The organism is Pseudoclavibacter sp. Z016 (genome assembly GCF_002931215.1).
Lineage (GTDB): Bacteria > Actinomycetota > Actinomycetes > Actinomycetales > Microbacteriaceae > Pseudoclavibacter.
Map to the genome: position 1 here is coordinate 297,972 of NZ_PSTU01000017.1, position 19,209 is coordinate 317,180.

Sequence of the window (19,209 nt, forward strand, 5' to 3'; positions counted from 1 at the left end):
TCAACCGCCGGACACGTCGTGCCCCCGGCAGACGCCAGGTCCTGGTTGCTCGTCCCGGCGTCCAAGCCCGAAGCCTTCGACGCTGCGGCAGCCTCGCGCGCCGACGTCGTCATCCTCGATATCGAGGACGCCGTCGACCCCAAGCACAAGGCCGCCGCCCGGGCTGATGTCATCGCCTGGCTCAAGGCCGGCAACGCCGCCTGGGTGCGCATCAACGACACCCTGTCCGACTTCTGGGCCGACGACGTCGACGAGCTCGCGGGAGTCCCCGGTCTCCTCGGAGTCGTGCTCGCCAAGACGGAGCAGGCCGAGCAGGTCGTCAACACGTACCAGCGACTCGGCGCCCGCATCCCCGTGGTGCCGCTCATCGAGTCGGCACTCGGACTCGAAGAGGCCACGAACATCGCCCGCGCTGACGGCGCCTTCCGCCTCGCCTTCGGCAGCGGCGACTTCCGTCGCGACACCGGCATGTGGGCGACGCGCGAGGCCATGGCCTACGCACGCTCGCGCCTCACCGTCTCCTCCAAGGCGGCCGGCCTCCCGGGCCCCGTCGACGGACCCACCACAGACGAGAGCCTCCGTGTCCTCCGCAACGAGTCCGAGTGGACGCTCGAGCACGGCATGACCGGCAAGCTGTGCCTCCGCCTCGAGCAGACGGCCGTCGTCAACGAGGTCATCTGCCCGCAGACGAGCGACATCCTCTGGGCACGCGAGTTCCTCGCCGACTTCGACGCTTCCGGCGGCGTGGTCCGCGACGGCAGCGACCTCCCGCGTCTCGGTCGCGCACGCAAGATCCTGCGCCTCGCAGAAGCCTTCGGCATCACCGTGGAGGCCTAGAGAGTCCAGCCAGGGTCGGCTTCGCGCCGATCGCTCGGTTCCGTTCTGCAGTTGCGGGCCGCTCGCCCCCGGTGGGCGGGTGGCCCGCGACTCGTTCACAGGCGACGGTGGATGCGCGCTCGCTAGAGTCGGGCAGGTCTGATTCCCGAGCGAGGAGCAATCTTGGTCACCACTCTCAGCGTTGGCGACAGCGCCCCCGATTTCGCGCTCACCGACCAGCACGGCGAGATCATCCGCCTCAGCGACCTGGCCGGCTCGCCAGTCGTCGTCTACTTCTACCCGAAGGCCGGCACGCGCAAGTGCACGCAGCAGGCATGCGACTTCCGCGACAACTACGCCGCACTCAGCGACGCCGGAGTCACCGTGCTCGGCATCTCGCTCGACCAGCCGCGAGAGCTCGCCATCTTCGGCGAGGAGCAGCGGGTGCCCTACTCGCTCCTCAGCGACTCGGGGGCGACCGCCATGGAATGGGGCGCGTGGGGCGAGCGTCCCGTCGCGGGAATCGCGGGGACCGGAGTCATCAGGTCGACGTTCATCGTGGATGCCACCGGGAAGCTCTCCTGGGTCGCCTACGACATCGACCCGGACGGCCACGTGGAGGAGCTGCGCGCGAAGCTCGGCATCTGAGCCGAGCGGGAGGCAACGGGTCGTAACCGTCGGTCACGACGTCGAGAGCATCGTGCCGTGTGCGTGACAATCGGAGACACATCCACCGTCTCGAGGACCCCATGACCGACACCACCATCACCTCCACCTCCGTGCTCGACAACCCCGCCTGGAACTCGCTGACGGGCGCCCACGCGCACCTCGCTGTCGGTGGCGACCTCGTCAAGCGATACCCGGCCGACGTGTCGCCGTTCGTGGGCGTCCGCTCCTGGGAGGCGCCCGGCGTCTGGGACGCGATCGCCGAGCTCCTCGGCTCCGGGGCCGAGCTCGCGATCTCGCACGCAGACCCCGAGGTTCCGGCCGGCTGGGCGCAGACCTGGCGCGGCGAAGGGGTGCAGCTGGTCGAGACGCCTCGCCTGCAGACGAGACCCGACGAGGAGGTCGTCGAGCTCGGGGCAGACGACGCCCCCGAGATGCTGGCGCTCGTGGAGCGCAACCAGCCCGGCCCCTTCCTGCCGCGAACGTACGTGCTCGGGCGCTACGTCGGCATCCGCCGCGACGGAAAGCTCATCGCCATGGCCGGAGAGCGACTCCACCCGGCGGGTTGGACGGAGATCAGCGCGGTCGCGACCGACGCCGACTACCGCCGACAGGGACTCGCATCACGTCTTGTGCTCGACGTCGCCTTCCACATCCAAGAACGCGGCGATCGTGCGCTCATGCACGCTGCGGCCGCCAACACGGGTGCCATCGCCGCGTACGAGAAGCTGGGCTTCGAGCTGCGTCGAGCGACGCCGTTCACCGGCGTGCGCGTTCCCTGAGTCCGTCGAGGCCGACCCCGCCCCTTACGACTGGGCCCGGAGGGGCTCAGTCGTCGAGGTCCTCGTCCTCATCGGGCGGCGGCGGGAATGCCCGCCCCTGCGGAAGCGCGATGGCCTCGCTCACCACGTGCTCTCGCAGATACTCCCGCAGGTACGGCGTCGTGAACTGCACGCTGCCGTAGCCCGCGGGCTCGATGATGCCGGCGTTGATGAGCCGCTGGCGGTACACGCCCACGTAGCCGGCCTTCGCGCGCATCCGCAACCGGATATCGCTCGAGCGCGACGGCCCGTCGTCGCTCGCCATGGCGGCCAGGTAGGTCCGGTCGCCGACGGACAGTGCGGCGAGGGTGGGTTCGTAGATGTACTGGCCCATGGCCTGCCGTGCGAGCCGAACGGCCCGGCGGGCGTGCGCGAGCTGGATGCGCTCGGCGGCGCCTGCTTCCTGCCACGATTTCGAGCCGATGAACTGCACGAGGAACGGGTACCCCTGCGTGCCCCGCACCGCGTAGTCGAGGGCGTCGTCGTCGATGCTGCGCCCACCCTCCGCGATGGGCTCCCGGAGAGCCCTCGCCGACGCCTCGTAGTCGAGCTGCCCGAGTTCCTGGACGTGCGCGCGGCGCAGGAACGTCAGCATGCGGTCGCTGCGCAGCTCGTTGATGTTCGGCTTGAGGCCGGCGCCGACGAACGCGACGTCGAGCCCCTCGCGGAACGCGTGCTGCACGACCGTCGTGATCTCGCGGAGGTCGTCGATCGCGCCGCGGTGGATCTCGTCGACGGTGATGAGGACCCCTGTGCCGTTCGGGGCGAGCAGACGCGTGAGCTCCGTCAGCTGTGACCGCAGGTTGGCGACGGGTCGGTAGCGCTCCTCGACCGTCGACACGAACCCTCCGGTGCCCATCGGCAGGGTGACTCCCGTGATGCGGCGCTTGCTGGCCCTCGGGTCGTGCTCGGCCAGGAGCTTGGGGAGCGCTTCGGTGGTCATCCGCTCGGCCAGTCCCTTCGTGGCCGTCTCCGAGATCACGAGCCAGCCGCGTGTGACGGCGATGTCCTCCAGCGCGTTGAGCATGACGGTCTTGCCGACGCCGCGCAGCCCGGTGACGAGGGTCGCCCTCCCCACCTCGCCCGGCGTGCCGTCGATCGCCGCTTCGAACGACGCCAGCATCGCCGACCGGCCGACAAGCAGCGGCGGCGTCACGCCGAATGAGGGCGTGAAGGGGTTCGGCCGCGTGGATGCGGCTCCCGCCTTCGTTGGCACGGGCGGCCGGCTTCCGGTCAGGCCTCGCTCTTCGACGAGCCCGCCTCGACCTCGCCCGCGAGCACCTCGCCGTCGATCTCCACGTCGTCGGCATCGTCGAACTCGATCTGCAGGACAAGCGTGTGGTCGTCGCCACGGGCGATGATCTCCCCCGTGCCGCTCGCGCCGATCAGCTCTCCGGTGCCCGAGTCGGGGACGATATGCAGCACGCCGCCGCCAGCAGCAGGACGGCCCCTCGCGACCGTGTTCGCGTGCCAGAACGCGAGCGTGCCGGTCCTGCCCGCTATCGAGCCCTCGAAGGCGTCGATCGCGACGTACGTGCCCGAACCGTGCTTCTCGTTGAAGGCACCAGCGAAGAGCACCTCGCTGCGCCCCTCGATGTCACCGCCCGAGATCGCACGGACGATGAATGCACCGCCAAGCGGTGCGGCGGTCTCGACGCCGACGGCCCTGCCGTTGGCGTCCCAGGCTTCGATGGTGAAAGAGCTCTCTGCGCGCATGCCATGAGGATACGACGACGCACCGACAAAGCGACGGGAACTCCGGCGTGGTCAGTCGAGCGAGAGGAAGGCTCGGAGTCGTTCCGCCGAATCGGCGACCGCGACGGAGCCCGCCTCCTCGCCGAGGCGGCCGTAGCCCCAGGACACGTAGACCGCGGGCACGCCGTGCTCGGCAGCCCCCTCGACGTCGTAGAACCGGTCGCCGATCATCAGCACGTTGCTGAGGTCGACGCCCGCGACGTCGAGTCGACGAAGCGCCTCCTCGATGACGTCGGCCTTGGCCGAACGCACCTCGTCGTCGGAGGCTCCCGTGATGGTGAGGAATCTGTCGGCGACCCCGTAGCTCTCGAGGATGACCCTCGCCGAGCTCTCCGGCTTGCTCGTCGCCGTCGATTGCGGGATGCCCGCGGCGTGCACGTCGCGGATGACCTGGAGCACCCCCGGGTACGCGTCGCCGATGAACGACTCAGAGGCGCGGTAGATCGCGCGATAGCGTTCGGTCGCCTCGATGGGGTCGAGCCCGTAGGCGGCGAACGTCTCGTGGATCGGCGGGCCCACGTGCTTGAGCAGCTCGCTGTCGCTCGGGATCGGCAGCCCGTAGTTCGAGAGGACGGTGCGCAGGCTGTTCAGGATGCCCGGCGCCGAGTCGCTGATCGTCCCGTCCAGGTCCCAGAGCACCGCCGTGTACGGGGCGATGCCGGTACCGCGCTCGAGGTCGACCCTGCGCGTCGTCGTAGTCGCCGCAGGCTGGACGGCCGGTGCCGGCTGCGGGTCTGTCGGGACCCGGCCTTCCGTTTCTGGAGAGCTTGTGTGCGTCATGTCCGAGTCAGTGTAGTGAGGGCTGGCCGAGCGGCAGGCGACAGCCCGCTGAACGGTTGGGATGCGCGCGGCTAGAACAGGCGCATGTGGCGCGGGTCGACGCCGCGCATCTCGTCGTAGTCGAGGATGACGCAGCGGATGCCGCGGTCCTCGGCGAGCGTGCGTGCCTGCGGGGCGATCTCCTGCGCGGCGAACACCCCCGAGACGGGAGCGAGCAGCGGGTCGCGGTTCATGAGCTCGAGGTAGCGCGTCAGCTGCTCGACGCCGTCGATGCCTCCACGGCGCTTGATCTCCACGGCAACAGAAGCGCCGCTCTCGTCGCGCGCCAGGATGTCGACCGGCCCGATGGCGGTCATGTACTCCCGGCGCACGAGGGCATGCCCCTCGCCGAGCAGGTCGATCTGGTCGGCGAGCAGCTTCTGGAGGTGCGCCTCGACGCCGTCCTTCTCGAGGCCGGGGTCTTTGCCGAGCTCGTGCGAGTGGTCGCCGAAGACCTCGCCGATCGTGACGAGCAGCTGGTCGCCGGTCTTCGTCTGCGTGACCCGCCAGAGCGCGGTGATGCCAGCTTCGAGCTGGGTCGCGTCCGGTTCCTCCTCGACGATGGAGCAGGGTGCGCTCATCCAGTTCAGCGGCTTGTAGCTGCCGCCGTCCGAGTGCACCAGGAGGCTGCCGTCGGCCTTGCGCATGAGCACCCGTGGGGCCATGGGGAGGTGGGCGGTGAGACGGCCGATGTAATCGACGCTGCAGTTCGCAATGACAAGACGCACCTGACGAGGGTAATCGCTCCCGATGCACCGGGTGGTCGTGCGCGCCGGTTTCGGCCCTCGATGAGGTCACTCGAAATTCACCGGGGAGCTACCCGGGGGAAAGTGCGGCTTCGCCGGACATGCGAATGGTTCTCATAGCGTCGCCGAGGTACCCCGAAGACGGACCGGAAGGAACCAGATGCCCAGCATCATCCGCAGACCACTCGCCGGAGGCGCAGTCGCGCTCACCGCGCTCGCCATCGCAGGCACCGCGTTCGCCGCGACGCCGGCCGTCGCCGACGAGACCGGCCCGAAGAACGTCATCGTGCTCATCGGCGACGGCATGGGCTACAACTTCGTCGACCTCGCGAACGCCCACACCAGCGGCGAGACCTACTACCAGGTCACCACGGGCGGGGACAGGAAGGTCATCCCAGCTGGCAGCAACGCTGACCGGCCGACGGAGGGCTTCCAGAGCTGGGACCTCGCCGGCATGTCCACGAACTGGGCTGAGGGCCCCGCGTACGACCCCGCGGAGTCCTGGACCGACTTCGAGTGGAACAAGAACGACCCGACCGACTCCGCCGCGGCAGGAACCGCCATGGCGACAGGCGTCAAGACCTACAACGCGGGCATCGGAGTGGACGTCGACGAGAACGTGGTCGAGAACCTCTCGGAGCGTGCGAACTCGCTCGGCAAGTCGACGGGCGTCGTCACGAGCGTGCCGTTCTCGCACGCCACACCCGCTGCCTACTCGGCACACAACGTGTCGCGCAACGACTACCACGGCATCGCCGCCCAGCAGCTCTCTGGCGAGATGGATGTCGTGATCGGCGCGGGCCACCCGTTCTACGACGACGACAACCAGCCCTTGGCAGCACCGAACTACCAGTACGTCGGCCAAGCGGAGTGGGAGGCCGCCACGAACGGCGCGAGCGACTACGCCTTCCTGGAGACGAATGAGGACTTCGCGGCGCTCACCGAGGGCGACACCCCCGAGCAGGTCTTCGGGGTCCCCCAGGTCGGCTCGACACTGCAGCAGGGCCGCACGGACAGCGGCGCGAGGAACGACGTGCCGAGTCTCGCGACGCTCACCGAGGGCGCCCTGAACGTGCTCGACAACAACGACAGCGGCATGTTCCTCATGGTCGAGGGCGGCGCGATCGACTGGACCGGGCACGCCAACCAGACCGACCGAGCACTCGAGGAGACCCTCGACTTCAACGACGCCGTGGATTCCGTCATCGACTGGGTCGAGACCGAGTCGAGCTGGGATGAGACGCTCGTCGTCGTCACCGCCGACCACGAGACCGGCTACCTCTCTGGCCCGGTCGAAGGCCAGTTCACGCCCATGACGGTCGAGAACCACCTCGACTACGCCACCCACTCGTGGAACTCCACGAACCACACCAACCAGCTCGTGCCCTTCTTCTACAAGGGTGCAGGTGCCGAGCAGCTCACGGCGCTCGCCGATCAGCGCGACCCGCTGCGCGGCCACTACCTCGACAACACCGAGATGGCGCAGTGGCTGCTGACGTCCGCGTGGGTCGAGGTCGCTCCGCCGGCTCCGACCGTGCCGACCGAGCCGACGGCCACGACCGTGCCGACCGCGACCACAGAGCCGACGGCGACCGCGACCACCGAACCGACGGCGACGACCGAGCCGACCGCGTCCACGACGGCATCCGCCACCGCTGCGGCCACTGCGGCCCCAGCACCCACGAGCACCTCGGCGACCGGACAGGGCGGGGACTCGCTGGCCACGACCGGCGCCGACGGTGCAGCGCCCATCGCGATCGGCGCTGGTCTGCTCCTGGCCGCAGGCATCACCGTGGCACTCGTCGCCCGTCGCCGCGCCGCGACCGAGCGCGAGTAGCGGAGGAGCTCCCAACAGCGAGGCGTCACCAAGAGCACGCCGCTCGCGCGCGGAGCGCATGGCTGGCCGGTCCCGGATGCACGGGACCGGCCAGCCTGACCGCGTCTCTAGGACTTCGCGCCGGTGAAGGCGAGCGCCCCGCCGAGCCCGATCATCATGGCTCCACCCGTCGCTGACATGCCGGAGATGCGCTTGGGGGAGCGTGCGAACCAGGCCCGTGCGGTGCCGGCGAAGAGCGCCCACGCACCGTCGAAGACGAGCGCCAGCAGAAGGAAGCAGACGCCGAGCTCCATGAGCTGGAGCCAGGCCGGCCCGGCCGCCGGTGACACGAACTGGGGGAGCACGGCCACGAAGAACGCGATCGTCTTCGGGTTCGTGCTGCCGACGATGAAGCCCTGCGTGAGTAGCTTGAAGGCGCTCGCGGGAACGGGCGGTGCGGCCTCGAGGTGGGCGTTCCTCGTGCGGATCGCCTGCACGCCGAGCCAGACGAGGTAGACCGCGCCGACGATCTTGATGATCGTGAACGCCACGACCGACGAGGCGACAAGGGCCCCGACCCCGAGCGCCACCGCGAGGACCGCCGGGATCATCCCGATGGCGTTGCCGACGACGCTCAGCACGCCGGCCCGACGGCCGAGCGCGATCGACCTGCCGATCACGAAGAGCACGCTCGGCCCCGGGATGAGGATGAGCAGCACCGACGCGATGGCGAAGGCGAGCAGGCTGTCGAGTGGGACCATGACGAGAACGTACCGCTCCCGAGGCCCGAGCGCGAGCGAGCCTGGGGGACGGTCAGGCCCATGTTCGGAGCCTCCCCGAGTGGGCCTCGCTCTCAGCCGGAGCCCTTCGGAGGCCCGCCCTTCACGCTCAGGCCGGGACGACGCCGTAGGCGTAGGCGAACTCGGTGGTGCGCTGGTTGCGATCGTTGTTGTCGGCCGGGAGGAAGCCCACGTGCCCAGCGGTCGACGCCACGTCGAAGGAACCAGCGCCCGGAGCGTCGTAGACGATGTCGAACTCGAGGAAATCGTCAGCGTCGAGTGGTGTCCCGAACACGGCGACAAGCTCCTGCACACTCGAGCCTGCCTGACGCTCCGGTGCGGTCACGTTCTGGAGGAAGTCACCGGTCGCGGTGCCGTTGCGGCGGACGTTGGCGATGGAGAAGGTCGTCGTCGAGCGGTAGTCGAACCTGACGACGGCTGAGCCCGACGCGGGAAGCGGGCTCGGGCCGACCGACGTGATCTTGACCGACGTCGGACGGCTCGTGCGGGCCGGCCCGGTGCCGAGGGGCACCGTCTCGAAGCTCGCCTCGGTCTCCGCGGCGTACGGTGCGGCCGGCTCGAGCTCGGTGACGCCGACGCCCTGCAGCACGTTGTTGTCGGTCTTGGTCTCGGGAGCCAGAGACGTGGCGCTGACCCGGGATCCCGTGATCTTCGCCGGGTCGTACGCGTCGTTCGGGTAGCGCAGGAGCACGGTCGACTCGACGACGAGCACCACCGCACCGGTGGGGAAGATCGGGTCGTCGGACTCGTTGACGGGAACCGAGACGGGGACGAGCCACCTGTGCTCGGTGCGCGTTCCGGTCACGATCGTCTCGACATCGTCGACGTACGTGGGCTCAGCGGCCCCGGCGACCCGGTACCCGACGCGGTCGATCGTGGCCACCTCGTTGTCGACCGTGTAGCTGGCCTGGAAGCCCGAGGCAGGGGAAGGCGTGTCGCCGAAGTTCGCGACGGCGAAGTTGCTGAGCGGCACGAACGACGTGTACCGCTGGGAGTAGTCCGGCGTGAAGAGGGGGAGGGATTCCCCGAACTGCAGGCCGACGATCGCGAGGTCGAACCCGGCGGTCGTCGTGCTCGCCGACGCCGACGGTGCTCCGACGGCCAGTGTCACGAGGGGGATGCTCCAGGCGCCGGCAGTCACGATGGCGCGCCGCGAGGGGAGCTGCTTGTCGGTCGAGCTGCTGTTCGAGGGAAGGGATGCACGCATGGTGGAACTCCAGAGGGGGATCTGTTGGCGCCGGCGTCAGATGCGCGCAGCGTCTGCGAGCCCAGGGGCGACCCGCAATCCCCACATTTGCAGGAAATCACCCGGGGAGCGATGGGGAGAACTCCCCGTGGCTCGGCTCGGATCCGCGAAGCCGAGCGAGCGGATCCGTGCGTCCGCTACCTCGCGGCGCCCGGGACGAGCCACTTCGTGCCGCGCTCCCTGGCACCCAGGACGAGCGCCCGAGCGCCCATGGTGCCAACGGCGAACGACGCCCACAGCACTCCGAGACCAGCCGCACCCTGCATCCCGAGCTGCAGCACGACCGTCACGCCGACCACCAGCACGAGCAGCGGCGGGATGCCAGCCAGCGCCAGGTAGCGAACGTCACCCGCCCCGATGAGGATGCCGTCGAGCACGTAGACGAACCCCGCGATCGGAGTCCCGGCAGCGAGGATGAGGAACCCGACGGGCAAGAGGGAGAGCACGGCGGTGTCGCTCGTGAAGACGTACCCGAGAACCCACGCGAGGGCCGCGAACACGACCGCGAGGATCACGCCGAACCAGAACCCCCACTGCTTGAGGCGGCGGGAGATCGCCGTGACCCGCTTCGTGTCACCGGCACCGAGGGCGTGCCCGACCATCGCCTGGCCCGCGATGGCGAGCGCATCCAGGGTGAAGGCGATGAGGCTGTTGACCGAGAGGAGGATCTGCAGGGAGGCCAGCTCCGCGACCCCCTGCTGCCCGGCCGCCCAGACCAGCACGACGAGGGAAGCGCGCAGCGTGAGGGTGCGCAGCACCATGAACGCGTTCGCCGAGAACACCGTCCGAGGGTCGCCGATCCCCGGCCGCAGCGAGACGCCGAGCTCGCGGCCAGCCCGGACCGCGATGACGATGTAGACGATGGCCATGCCCCACTGCGCGATGACCGTGCCGAGGGCAGACCCCGCGATGCCCCAGCCGAAGCCGTAGATGAAGACCGCGTTCAGCGCCCCGTTCACGGCGAAGCCCGCGATGGCGACGACCAGCGGCACCTTGGTGTTCTGCAGGCCGCGCAGCAGGCCCATGGCGGCGATGACGAGCAGCATCGCGGGGAGACCCCACAGGCTCAGGGACAGGTACGTGTTCGCGGCATCGATGGCGCCGGGATCGCTCGTGAAGACGCCGACGAGCGGAGCGCTCAGGGGGAGGCCGACGATGAGGAGCACGAGCCCGCAGAAGGCCGCCAGCCACATGCCCTCGATACCGGCGCGGATGGCGCCTGGCCGGTTGCCGGAGCCGAGCAGCCGCGCCACGACCGGGGTCGTCGTGTAGGCCAGGAACACCATGATGCCGACGATCGTGTGCAGGATCGTCGCCGCGACCCCGAGGCCAGCGAGCGCCGTATCGCCGAGGTGGCCGACGAGGGCCGTGTCGGTGAGCAGGAACAGCGGCTCGGCGACGAGCGCCCCGAACGCCGGAACCGCGAGGGTCAGGATGCTGCGGTCGAGCGCGCGTGCATCGGCGCGTCCAGCGGGTTGGGAGTTCCGAGTTGCGCGCACGGATCCATCCTCCCAGGAGTCAGCGCGAAGCCCGTTGCCCAGACGCGGGCAGGTGCACGGTGGGTGACCCCGCGTCCCCTCGCGTGTTCGCCCTGAGGTGATCTCAGCGCCTGTGTCGGTGGCGTGTTCTAGCCTGAGGGACATGTCACAGACGGACGACCTCGCCTCCACCGCTCCCGCAACCGAGCAGCTCCCCTCGGGCATCGACCTGGAGGCGCTCGACGCCTCGGTCCGCCCCGCAGACGACCTGTTCAGGCACACCAACGGCAAGTGGATCGCTGCCACGGAGGTGCCCGCGTACCTGCCCGCCTACGGCAGCTTCATCCAGTTGCGCGAAGACGCCGAGAAGGCGGTCCTCGACATCCTGAAGAGCGGCACGGACGCGGAGCCCGGGTCGGAGCTGCGCAAAGCGGCAGACGCCTACGCGGCGTTCATGGACGAGGAGAAGCTCGAGGCCCTCGGCTTCGACCCGGTTCGCCCCGACATCGACCGCGCACTCGCCGCATCGACGATCGACGAGTTCCTCCACGTGCTCGGCGACCTCGAGCGCACCGGCCTCGGCTCGTTCGTCTCGGCCTACGTCTACCCCGACCTCAAGTCGCCCGCAGAGTACGCCCTCTACTTCGAGCAGTCGGGCCTCGGCCTGCCTGACGAGAGCTACTACCGCGAGGAGCAGTACGCCGAGATCCGCGAGCAGTACACGGCGCACATCGCCCGCATGCTCGGCCTCGCCGGACTGCCGAACGCGGAGGCTCGGGCCGCGCGCGTCTTCGCGCTCGAGACCGAGATCGCCAAGCTCCACTGGGACGTCGTCAAGTCGCGCGAGGCGGAGCTCGCGTACAACCCGCGCACCTTCGCGGAACTCAGCGCGGCCTACGCGAACGTCGACTTCGCGGGCTGGACCGCACGCTGGGGTGCACCGGCCGGCGCACTCGACCGCGTCATCGTCCGTCAGCCCGACTTCTTCGAGGGTGCAGCTGACCTGCTCACGCACGAGCGGCTCCAGGCCTGGCAGGACTGGCTCGTCTGGGGCATCGTCTCGCAGTACTCGGGCATCCTCGCCCCGTCGGTCTCCGCGGCCAACTTCGACTTCTACGGCAAGACCCTCCAGGGCACGCCAGAGCAGCGCGAGCGTTGGAAGCGGGGCACGGGCCACGCTGAGGGCAAGCTCCCCGAGGCCATCGGCAAGGCCTACGTCGAGCGGCACTTCTCGCCGACCGCGAAGGCCAAGATGCTCGAGCTCGTCGGCTACCTCACCGGGGCCTACCGCGCATCCATCGCCGAACTCGAGTGGATGAGCCCAGAGACCCGTGAGCGAGCCCTCGACAAGCTCGAGAAGTTCGTCACCAAGATCGGGTACCCCGACCGCTGGCGCGACTACTCCGACCTGGAGATCAGGGACGACGACGTGGTCGGCAATTCGCGCCGGGCCTCCGTCTACGAGGCGGCCTACGAATTCGCCAAGCTCGGCACGCCCGTGCGACGCGACGAGTGGATGATGCCGCCACAGACCGTCAACGCCTACTACTCGCCAGGCGAGAATGAGATCGTCTTCCCCGCCGCGATCCTCCAGCTGCCATTCTTCGACGAGCACCGCGACCCCGCCGCGAACTTCGGCGCCATCGGCGCCGTCATCGGCCACGAGATCGGGCACGGCTTCGACGACCAGGGGTCCAAGTACGACGGAGACGGGCGCCTCGAGGACTGGTGGACCGCGACCGACCGCACCGCCTTCGAGCAGCGCACCCGGGCGCTCATCGACCAGTACAACGAACTCTCACCTGAGGGCACCGAGGGCCAGAAGGTCAACGGCGAGCTCACCATCGGCGAGAACATCGGCGACCTCGGCGGACTCGGCATCGCCTGGAAGGCGTACCGCGCCTACCGCGCAGACGCCGGCTTCGACGCAGACGACGAGAACGTCATCGACGGGCTCACCGCGGCGCAGCGGTTCTTCCTCAGCTGGGCGCAGGCGTGGCAGCAGAAGGCGCGCCCCGAGTACGCGAAGCTGCTCCTCGCGGTCGACCCGCATTCGCCCGCCGAATTCCGATGCAATCAGATCGTCCGCAACGTCGATGCCTTCTACGACGCCTTCGACGTCACCGAGAGCGATGCCCTCTGGCTCGCCCCCGAATCCCGGGTCACCATCTGGTAGCCGGGCGCTGAGCCAGGCATCACCTCGACGCCTCCCGGGACGCAAGACGGCTCCGGGAGGCGTCGTCTCGTCTCGTCGCTGCGCCGCTACTCGACGCCGATCGGTGCCCAGGCCCCGGTCGACCCCGTCAGCATGATGCGGGCGCCTGAACCCAGGTACGTCGACGCGACGGCGTCACCTGCACACAGGTCGACGCCTTCCCCCGTGTACAGGGTCGACGTCGTGATCCTGTCTTCCGCATCGCCGAAGAGCAGGGCGAACGAGCCATCGGCGACCGGCAGGGTTCCATCCGCGAGCTCGTAGTTCCCCGCGTCGATGCCAGTGCTCTCAGCAAGCGACTCGACCGTATCGCCGGGGCAGGCGATGACCGCGCCGGTCGCGCCGCTCGGCAGAAGCGCGGCGAAATCGAGGGTGGCCCCCATCTCGTTCTCGCTCAGGGCATCCGCGATCGACGTGTCTGGCGGCTGCATGCCCTCCTCGGGGACGGCACCATCGGTCTGCCCGGAGCCCGAGCATCCGCTCAGCGCGAGGAGCGCGGTCGCAGCAACGGTGCCGACAAGCAGCTTGGAGCGGTGTTCGCGGAGCATTCGCAGGGGTTCCCATCGACGGAGCGTGCACTCGGTGGTCATCTCGGGATGCTCAGCCCAGGGCGAGAAGGTGCGGTTCCCGAGATCGCCGGCGCGCATCGATTCTGCCCCGTGTGCTCGAGGATTCGGGTGAGCCTGACCGCAGTGCCGCGCATTCGGCGTCGGGTGGGGGCTGCTAGGAGGTGTGCACGGGGCACTCGAGCGCCCCGTCGTCTTCCGCCTGAGCGACGCGGGGGAGCGCGGTGGGCACGACGGGTGCCGCCGCCGGGGTCGCCGGCTTCGTCGCGGGGGTCTCGCGCTCGACGGTGATGCCGAAGAGCAGCTCGATCGCGTCGAGGTACTCGTCGCCGCGACCAGCGCGGGCGAGTTCCTTCGCGCGCACCGACGGGCTGTGCAGGAGCGTGTTCGCGAGGCGACGCAGAGCAGCCTCGGCGACGCCCGATTCGTCCTTGTTCGCGACGCGCTCGGTCTCCGCGCGCGCGATGTCGGTGATGTGCGAGCGAAGCGCTGCGATGCCCTCCGCGACGCTCGTCTCAGCCTGCTGCTCGACGAACTCGCTGGCTGCGCGGGACACGATGCAGCGAGCCTCATCGGCGGCCCCGAGCTCTTCGAGGGGAGCGTGGATGCGGATGGTCTCGAGGTCGAGCACCGAGATGCCGTCGAGGCGGCCCACGGCCGGGTCGACGTTGCGCGGCATGCCGAGGTCGATGATGAGCGTGGCCTCGGCGCATCCGGGCGCGAGTCGCGCGCCGAGCATGAGGTCGTAGTCGATGACCACCGTGTCGGCGCTCGAGCAGGTGACGACGAGGTCGGCGTTCGAGAGGTGCTCTGGGAGATTCTGGCCGTCGATGACGAAGACGCCGTCGCGCTCGGCGAACTTGTGGGCGCGACCCGAGGGGGAGTACACGCCGACGCGGGTCACGCCGCGGTCCTGCAGGGCCTTGAGCGAGGCTGCCGCGTACGAGCCGGTGCCGACGAGCACGACCTGCGCGGTGCTCCAGTCGGCGATCTGGGATGCGGCGAGCTCGAGCGAGAGGCGCACGAGCGATCGGCCAGCGCTCTGGAGCTTCGTGCCCGACTTGATGCCACGCGATGTGGTGGACGCCGACTGGAAGAGACGCTCGAGCTGCGAGGTCGACATGCCGGCCGCACGTGATTCCTCGAGCGCGCGGCGCACCTGACCGGAGATCTCGCCCTCGCCCACGACCACGGACTCGAGGCCGCTCGAGACGGCGAAGAGGTACTCGGGCACCTGCGTGTCGTGGATGACGGCCATGTTGGCGCGGAGCGTCTCGACGGAGACGTCGAGTGCCGTCGCGATGGTCGGCATGAGCTCGGGAGCGACCGGCTGCGCCGTGTCGATGTCGAGGTAGATCTCGAAGCGGTTGCAGGTGGCGAGCACAATGGCTCCGTCGACGCCTGGGGCGTCGCGGAGCGCGGACTCAAGTCCGCCATCTTCGCGGGCCGCGAGCTTTTCAAGGACTGGGAAGCTCGCGGTGCGGTGATTGGCACTCAGACACAGCAACACGATTACTTATTGTAGAAGTTCTCCGCGTTTTCGCTTCTGAGCCATACCTTCCCTTAAACCTCTTGCGATCCGGCACAGCCGGGAATTCGTCGTCGGATGCCCGCTGTACGGCCCCGCTCGGGTGCCGGGTGGAGAATGGGCGGGTGACCGAAACAGCTCCTGCACCCCTGCCGCTCAGCGACTCGCACCCCCTCTCCTCAGGCCTCACCGCCGATGCTCCGCTCATCCGCGCGGCACGCGGGGACCGGCCTGAGACGCTCCCGGTGTGGTTCATGCGACAGGCTGGCCGTTCGCTGCCCGAGTACCGCGAGCTGCGCAAGGGCATCGAGATGCTCGACTCCTGCCTGCGCCCGGAGCTCGCCGCGGAGATCACGCTGCAGCCCGTGCGCCGTCACGGCGTCGACGCGGCGGTCTTCTTCAGCGACATCGTGGTTCCGCTCAAGCTCATCGGCGAGGCCGTCGATATCGTTCCAGGCACAGGCCCGGTCTTCGACAACCCGGTGCGCTCCTCGCAGGAGGCACACGAGTTCGCTGCGCGCATCAGGGCCCGCATCAGCCCGGAGCTCTTCGCTCCCATCACCGAGGCCGTCTCGCTGACGGTGGCGGAGCTCGGCTCCACGCCGCTCATCGGCTTCGCCGGGGCGCCGTTCACGGTCGCCGCGTACGTCGTCGAGGGCGGTCCCTCGAAGGACCACCTCCGCACGCGCACGCTCATGCAGGCCGACCCCGAGGCGTGGGCCGACCTCTCCGGCGCGATCGCCGAGCTCTCGGCCGCGTTCCTGGAGGCGCAGGTGCGCGCGGGGGCGAGCATCGTGCAGCTCTTCGACTCGTGGGCTGGCTCGCTCAGTCGCGATCGCTACCAGAAGTCGATCGCCGCCTCGAGCGGCCTGGCGCTCGAGCGGGTACGGGCCCTGCGCACGCCGGGTGGCGAGCGGGTCCGCACGATCCACTTCGGCGTGGGCACTGCCGAGCTGCTGCCGGACATGCACGCGATCGGGGCCGACGTCATGGGGGTCGATGACCGCATCACGCTCGACGAGGCCTCGCGGCGCCTCGGCGGCGGAGTGCCGCTGCAGGGCAACGTCGACCCTGCTGTGCTCGGAGCGGGCGCCGCGGTGCTGCAGGAGCACGTGCGAGATGTCGTTCGCCGGGGGAACTCGGCGCCCGCGCACATCCTCAACCTCGGCCACGGCGTCCCGCCGTCCGCCGATCCAGCGGTGCTGACCGGCCTCGTGGAGTTCGCCCACTCGCTGCCGGACGGCGGTCGGGTCGAGTGAACCGATCGTCCCTCGGCCAGTCGACGCCCGATCTCGTCGTCGTCGGCGGGGGCATCGCGGGCATGCTCGCCGCCAGACGGGCAGCGGGCCGCGGTGCCAGCGTGGTGGTCGTCGAGGCGGGAGATCGGCTCGGCGGGATGATCTGCCGCGCAGACCTGGGCGGGCTGCCGATCGACATCGGTGCGGAGGCGTTCGCCACGCGCGGTGGCGCGTTCGCGGCCCTGCTGCACGAGCTCGGGATGCACGATGACATCGTCGAGCCGCGAGCACTGGGCTCCTGGGTCGTGACCGATGCGACTGCTGCTCCGATGCCGGCTGGGGGGATGCTCGGCATACCCGGGGAGGCGGCTCTGCGTGATGCGGAGTCCCGCGCCGCGGTGCACGCCGCGATCGGCGATGAGGGCATCGCGGAGCTCGAACGCGACCGGACGCTCGACCCGCGTGTCGGCGCCGACGCCTCCGACCTCGAGTCGCTGGTGCTCGCGCGCATGGGGCCGACGGTGCTCGGCCGGCTCGTCGCGCCGGTCACGCGGGGCGTGTACTCGCTCGACCCGGCGGAGCTCGACCACCGGGTGCTCATCCCCGGTCTCGCCGAGCGCGTCCACGAGCACGGCTCCCTGTCGGCCGCCGTCGCGGCGCTCAGGAAGAGCGCGCCCCCTGGCGCCGCAGTTCGCACCGTCGAGGGAGGCATGCACCGCGTGGTGGCGCGGCTCGAGCACGAGCTCGCCGAGCTCGGCGTCGATGTCCGGCTCTCCACTCGCGTCGCCTCAGTGCTCGAAGACGGCTCCGCCCTCGAGCAGGCCTGGCGCGTCGAGCTCGAGGGCGCTGGGTCGCTCTTCGCGAAGCGCATCCTGTCGACCGTCGCCGTGCCGCGCTCCGTCTCCGCCCGCGGTGACGACTCCGAGGGGCCATCCGGCGAGGCGGTTGCGATCGGCGGCGCTGCCGCAGTCCCCGCCGAGGTCGTCGCGCTGCTCGTGCGAGCCCCGCAGCTCGACGCTCACCCGCGAGGCACTGGCGTGCTCGTCGGCGACCCGAGTACGACCATCCGGGCGAAGGCCCTGACTCACGTCACCGCGAAATGGGCCTGGCAGGAGGCGGCAGCCGACGGGATGCACGTGCTCCGGCTCTCCTACGGTCCACACGCTCGCGGGGGCAGCGAGCCGCTCACGCATTCGCTCAGCGACGACGAGACGACCGAGCTCGCGCGCGGCGATGCCGGGCGCCTGCTCGGCACGACCATCGAGCGCGAGGACGTCATCGCGATGGCCAGGCACGTCTGGCGCATCCCGGCCCCGGCCGCGCGCATCGGACGATCCACAGAGCTCCGGGGTGCGCGGGACGAGGCGCGGCGGACGGCTGGGGTCGCGCTCGCCGGCACCTGGATCGACGGAACGGGGCTCGCGAGCGTCATCCCAGGGGTGCTGCGCGCCGTGGATGAGCTCTTCCCCGAGGACGCACAGGCTTAGCGCGAGTTGAGATGCCTCGCGGGGCTAGGCTTGCTCCGTGGCTTGATCGCGCCCGATTGACCGATCGCTGGCGTACCGGCGAACGATAGGAGTTTTCATGAAGAAGTTCGTGTTTGTGCTTGGCCTCGGTGCCGGGTACGTCCTTGGTGCTCGCGCGGGGCGCAAGCGCTACGAGCAGATCTCCTCCGTCGCGCAGACGGTGTGGGACACGAAGCTCGTCCGCTCCAAGCGCGCTGAGGTCGACGAGTTCTCCCGCAAGCTGGCTCCGAAGGTCGCCGACGCGGCCGTCAGCGGTGCGAAGCTCGTGACGGCCCAGGTCACGAAGGCGGTCAAGGACAACGGCAAGAAGAGCTCGTCCGGCAAGTCGAACCCGCCTGCTCCCTCCGGAACCGTCGGCAACCCGAGCAGCGACGCGTCCTAACCAGCACTCCCAGCAGAGAGCGACACACCCATGTCTGAGTCGTCAGAAAAGACGCCGATCCGCGGGCCCTTCCCCGGCATCGGCCGCACGAGGGCCAACCCGAAGTCACGGTCGAGCCTCGGCACGCTCGTGACCGACGTCCCCAAGCTCCTCACGAAGCTCGTGCGCGACGAGGTCGAGCAGGGCAAGCGAGAGCTCATCTCGACCGGCACGAAGTACGGCATCGCGGTCGGTCTCTTCGCCGCCGCGGCGTTCTTCGCGCTCACGCTGTGGGCTGTGCTCGTGACCGCCGCCGTCCTCGGACTCAACACGGTGTTCGCGCCGTGGCTCTCCGCGCTCATCGTGGCAGGCGCGTTCCTGCTGTTGGTCATCGTGCTCGGCCTCGCCGGCTACCTCGCGCTGAAGCGCGCGGGCAAGCTCGCGCCGGAGCGCACGATTGCCAGCGTCAAGCAGGATGTCAACGCAGTGAAGGGGCTCGGACAGTATGAGTGAGCAGAACGGCGAGGCGACTCTCGCGAAGAAGGAAGACAAGCGCAACGACGGCCAGCTGAAGGCCGACATCGAGCGCACCCGACGTGAGCTCGCGGCGACGCTCGACGCGATCGAGGTGAAGGTCGACCCGCGCATCCGCGGCCGCGAACTCCTCGAATCAACGCGTCACAGCATCCAGCGCCTGAAGGAAGACAATCCGCTCCTGCTCGCGGGCATCGCAACTGGTGCCGCGGTCGTCGTGGCCGGTGGCGTGACCGCCGCCGTCGCCCTGTACCGCCGCTCCCGCTGAGCTCGTGGTC

19 protein-coding genes are annotated in these 19,209 nt (G+C 69.7%); 10 read left to right on the forward strand and 9 right to left on the reverse strand.

What is annotated here, in order from left to right; translation table 11 throughout:
- Positions 1-18 precede the first annotated feature (18 nt).
- From C5B99_RS16650 to C5B99_RS16660, 3 genes are all read left to right on the forward strand, one after another.
- On the forward strand, positions 19-837 hold the full coding sequence (locus tag C5B99_RS16650) for a CoA ester lyase (RefSeq protein ID WP_258063482.1): 819 nt from the start codon (positions 19-21) through the stop codon (positions 835-837).
- A 162-nt stretch (positions 838-999) separates the two neighbouring features.
- Positions 1,000-1,464 (forward strand): peroxiredoxin, encoded by a 465-nt coding sequence (locus tag C5B99_RS16655; RefSeq protein ID WP_219819525.1) that lies wholly within the window; start codon positions 1,000-1,002, stop codon positions 1,462-1,464.
- A gap of 101 nt (positions 1,465-1,565) precedes the next feature.
- The gene (locus C5B99_RS16660; protein WP_104244095.1) at positions 1,566-2,264 is read left to right on the forward strand and encodes a GNAT family N-acetyltransferase; all 699 of its coding nucleotides are present in this window, start codon (positions 1,566-1,568) and stop codon (positions 2,262-2,264) included.
- Positions 2,265-2,310: 46 nt separating this feature from the next.
- Here the strand turns inward: C5B99_RS16660 and C5B99_RS16665 are convergent, their stop codons facing one another.
- The 4 genes from C5B99_RS16665 to nucS form a co-directional block, all read right to left on the reverse strand.
- Complete coding sequence (locus C5B99_RS16665) at positions 2,311-3,519, reverse strand: ATP-binding protein (protein ID WP_219819524.1); 1,209 nt, start codon at positions 3,517-3,519, stop codon at positions 2,311-2,313.
- A gap of 17 nt (positions 3,520-3,536) precedes the next feature.
- Positions 3,537-4,019: a DUF3224 domain-containing protein gene (locus tag C5B99_RS16670; RefSeq protein ID WP_104244097.1), complete on the reverse strand. Its 483-nt coding sequence runs from the start codon at positions 4,017-4,019 to the stop codon at positions 3,537-3,539.
- A 51-nt stretch (positions 4,020-4,070) separates the two neighbouring features.
- Entirely contained in the window at positions 4,071-4,838 is a 768-nt protein-coding gene (locus C5B99_RS16675) for an HAD hydrolase-like protein (RefSeq protein WP_104244099.1), read from the reverse strand.
- A 71-nt stretch (positions 4,839-4,909) separates the two neighbouring features.
- Positions 4,910-5,605 carry an endonuclease NucS gene (nucS, locus tag C5B99_RS16680; protein WP_104244101.1) on the reverse strand — a complete coding sequence of 232 codons (696 nt, stop codon included), beginning with the start codon at positions 5,603-5,605 and terminating at the stop codon, positions 4,910-4,912.
- A 178-nt stretch (positions 5,606-5,783) separates the two neighbouring features.
- Between nucS and C5B99_RS16685 the strand changes: the two genes are divergently transcribed.
- Positions 5,784-7,460, forward strand: a complete 1,677-nt coding sequence (locus C5B99_RS16685; protein WP_146082037.1) for an alkaline phosphatase — start codon at positions 5,784-5,786, stop codon at positions 7,458-7,460.
- A 107-nt stretch (positions 7,461-7,567) separates the two neighbouring features.
- Here the strand turns inward: C5B99_RS16685 and C5B99_RS16695 are convergent, their stop codons facing one another.
- From C5B99_RS16695 to C5B99_RS16705, 3 genes are all read right to left on the reverse strand, one after another.
- Complete coding sequence (locus C5B99_RS16695; protein WP_104244103.1) at positions 7,568-8,200, reverse strand: LysE family translocator; 633 nt, start codon at positions 8,198-8,200, stop codon at positions 7,568-7,570.
- Between the two features lie 127 nt (positions 8,201-8,327).
- Positions 8,328-9,446 carry a hypothetical protein gene (locus tag C5B99_RS16700; protein WP_104244105.1) on the reverse strand — a complete coding sequence of 373 codons (1,119 nt, stop codon included), beginning with the start codon at positions 9,444-9,446 and terminating at the stop codon, positions 8,328-8,330.
- A 176-nt stretch (positions 9,447-9,622) separates the two neighbouring features.
- Positions 9,623-10,984, reverse strand: coding sequence for an MATE family efflux transporter (locus tag C5B99_RS16705; RefSeq protein ID WP_258063483.1), 1,362 nt, complete (start codon positions 10,982-10,984; stop codon positions 9,623-9,625).
- Positions 10,985-11,126: 142 nt separating this feature from the next.
- On the opposite strand from C5B99_RS16705, the gene C5B99_RS16710 reads away from it, so the two are divergent.
- Positions 11,127-13,139 (forward strand): M13 family metallopeptidase, encoded by a 2,013-nt coding sequence (locus C5B99_RS16710; RefSeq protein WP_104244109.1) that lies wholly within the window; start codon positions 11,127-11,129, stop codon positions 13,137-13,139.
- A gap of 86 nt (positions 13,140-13,225) precedes the next feature.
- Here the strand turns inward: C5B99_RS16710 and C5B99_RS16715 are convergent, their stop codons facing one another.
- Both C5B99_RS16715 and C5B99_RS16720 read right to left on the reverse strand, forming a co-directional pair.
- The gene (locus C5B99_RS16715; RefSeq protein ID WP_146082038.1) at positions 13,226-13,726 is read right to left on the reverse strand and encodes a hypothetical protein; all 501 of its coding nucleotides are present in this window, start codon (positions 13,724-13,726) and stop codon (positions 13,226-13,228) included.
- Positions 13,727-13,901: 175 nt separating this feature from the next.
- Entirely contained in the window at positions 13,902-15,254 is a 1,353-nt protein-coding gene (locus C5B99_RS16720) for a glutamyl-tRNA reductase (protein ID WP_104244113.1), read from the reverse strand.
- A 143-nt stretch (positions 15,255-15,397) separates the two neighbouring features.
- Here C5B99_RS16720 and hemE point away from each other — a divergent pair, with 143 nt between their 5' ends.
- From hemE to C5B99_RS16745, 5 genes are all read left to right on the forward strand, one after another.
- The gene (hemE, locus tag C5B99_RS16725) at positions 15,398-16,531 is read left to right on the forward strand and encodes a uroporphyrinogen decarboxylase (RefSeq protein ID WP_258063484.1); all 1,134 of its coding nucleotides are present in this window, start codon (positions 15,398-15,400) and stop codon (positions 16,529-16,531) included.
- Entirely contained in the window at positions 16,528-17,997 is a 1,470-nt protein-coding gene (locus tag C5B99_RS16730) for an NAD(P)/FAD-dependent oxidoreductase (protein WP_104244115.1), read from the forward strand. Before hemE ends, C5B99_RS16730 begins: the two co-directional genes overlap by 4 nt.
- Before the next feature lie 97 nt (positions 17,998-18,094).
- A complete protein-coding gene (locus C5B99_RS16735; RefSeq protein WP_104244117.1) occupies positions 18,095-18,418 on the forward strand; it encodes a hypothetical protein in 324 nt (107 codons plus the stop codon).
- Positions 18,419-18,448: 30 nt separating this feature from the next.
- Positions 18,449-18,910, forward strand: a complete 462-nt coding sequence (locus C5B99_RS16740; protein WP_104244119.1) for a phage holin family protein — start codon at positions 18,449-18,451, stop codon at positions 18,908-18,910.
- Complete coding sequence (locus C5B99_RS16745; RefSeq protein WP_104244121.1) at positions 18,903-19,199, forward strand: DUF3618 domain-containing protein; 297 nt, start codon at positions 18,903-18,905, stop codon at positions 19,197-19,199. Before C5B99_RS16740 ends, C5B99_RS16745 begins: the two co-directional genes overlap by 8 nt.
- The last annotated feature ends 10 nt before the right edge of the window (positions 19,200-19,209 follow it).

Bases quoted from the DNA above. Each gene is read 5' to 3' on its own strand.
- C5B99_RS16695 (WP_104244103.1), bottom strand. From the start codon at position 8,200: ATGGTCCCACTCGACAGCCTGCTCGCCTTCGCCATCGCGTCGGTGCTG.
- C5B99_RS16670 (WP_104244097.1), bottom strand. From the start codon at position 4,019: ATGCGCGCAGAGAGCTCTTTCACCATCGAAGCCTGGGACGCCAACGGC.
- C5B99_RS16660 (WP_104244095.1), top strand. From the start codon at position 1,566: ATGACCGACACCACCATCACCTCCACCTCCGTGCTCGACAACCCCGCC.
- C5B99_RS16735 (WP_104244117.1), top strand. From the start codon at position 18,095: ATGAAGAAGTTCGTGTTTGTGCTTGGCCTCGGTGCCGGGTACGTCCTT.
- C5B99_RS16740 (WP_104244119.1), top strand. From the start codon at position 18,449: ATGTCTGAGTCGTCAGAAAAGACGCCGATCCGCGGGCCCTTCCCCGGC.
- C5B99_RS16675 (WP_104244099.1), bottom strand. From the start codon at position 4,838: ATGACGCACACAAGCTCTCCAGAAACGGAAGGCCGGGTCCCGACAGAC.
- C5B99_RS16745 (WP_104244121.1), top strand. From the start codon at position 18,903: ATGAGTGAGCAGAACGGCGAGGCGACTCTCGCGAAGAAGGAAGACAAG.
- C5B99_RS16700 (WP_104244105.1), bottom strand. From the start codon at position 9,446: ATGCGTGCATCCCTTCCCTCGAACAGCAGCTCGACCGACAAGCAGCTC.
- C5B99_RS16710 (WP_104244109.1), top strand. From the start codon at position 11,127: ATGTCACAGACGGACGACCTCGCCTCCACCGCTCCCGCAACCGAGCAG.
- C5B99_RS16715 (WP_146082038.1), bottom strand. From the start codon at position 13,726: ATGCTCCGCGAACACCGCTCCAAGCTGCTTGTCGGCACCGTTGCTGCG.
- C5B99_RS16685 (WP_146082037.1), top strand. From the start codon at position 5,784: ATGCCCAGCATCATCCGCAGACCACTCGCCGGAGGCGCAGTCGCGCTC.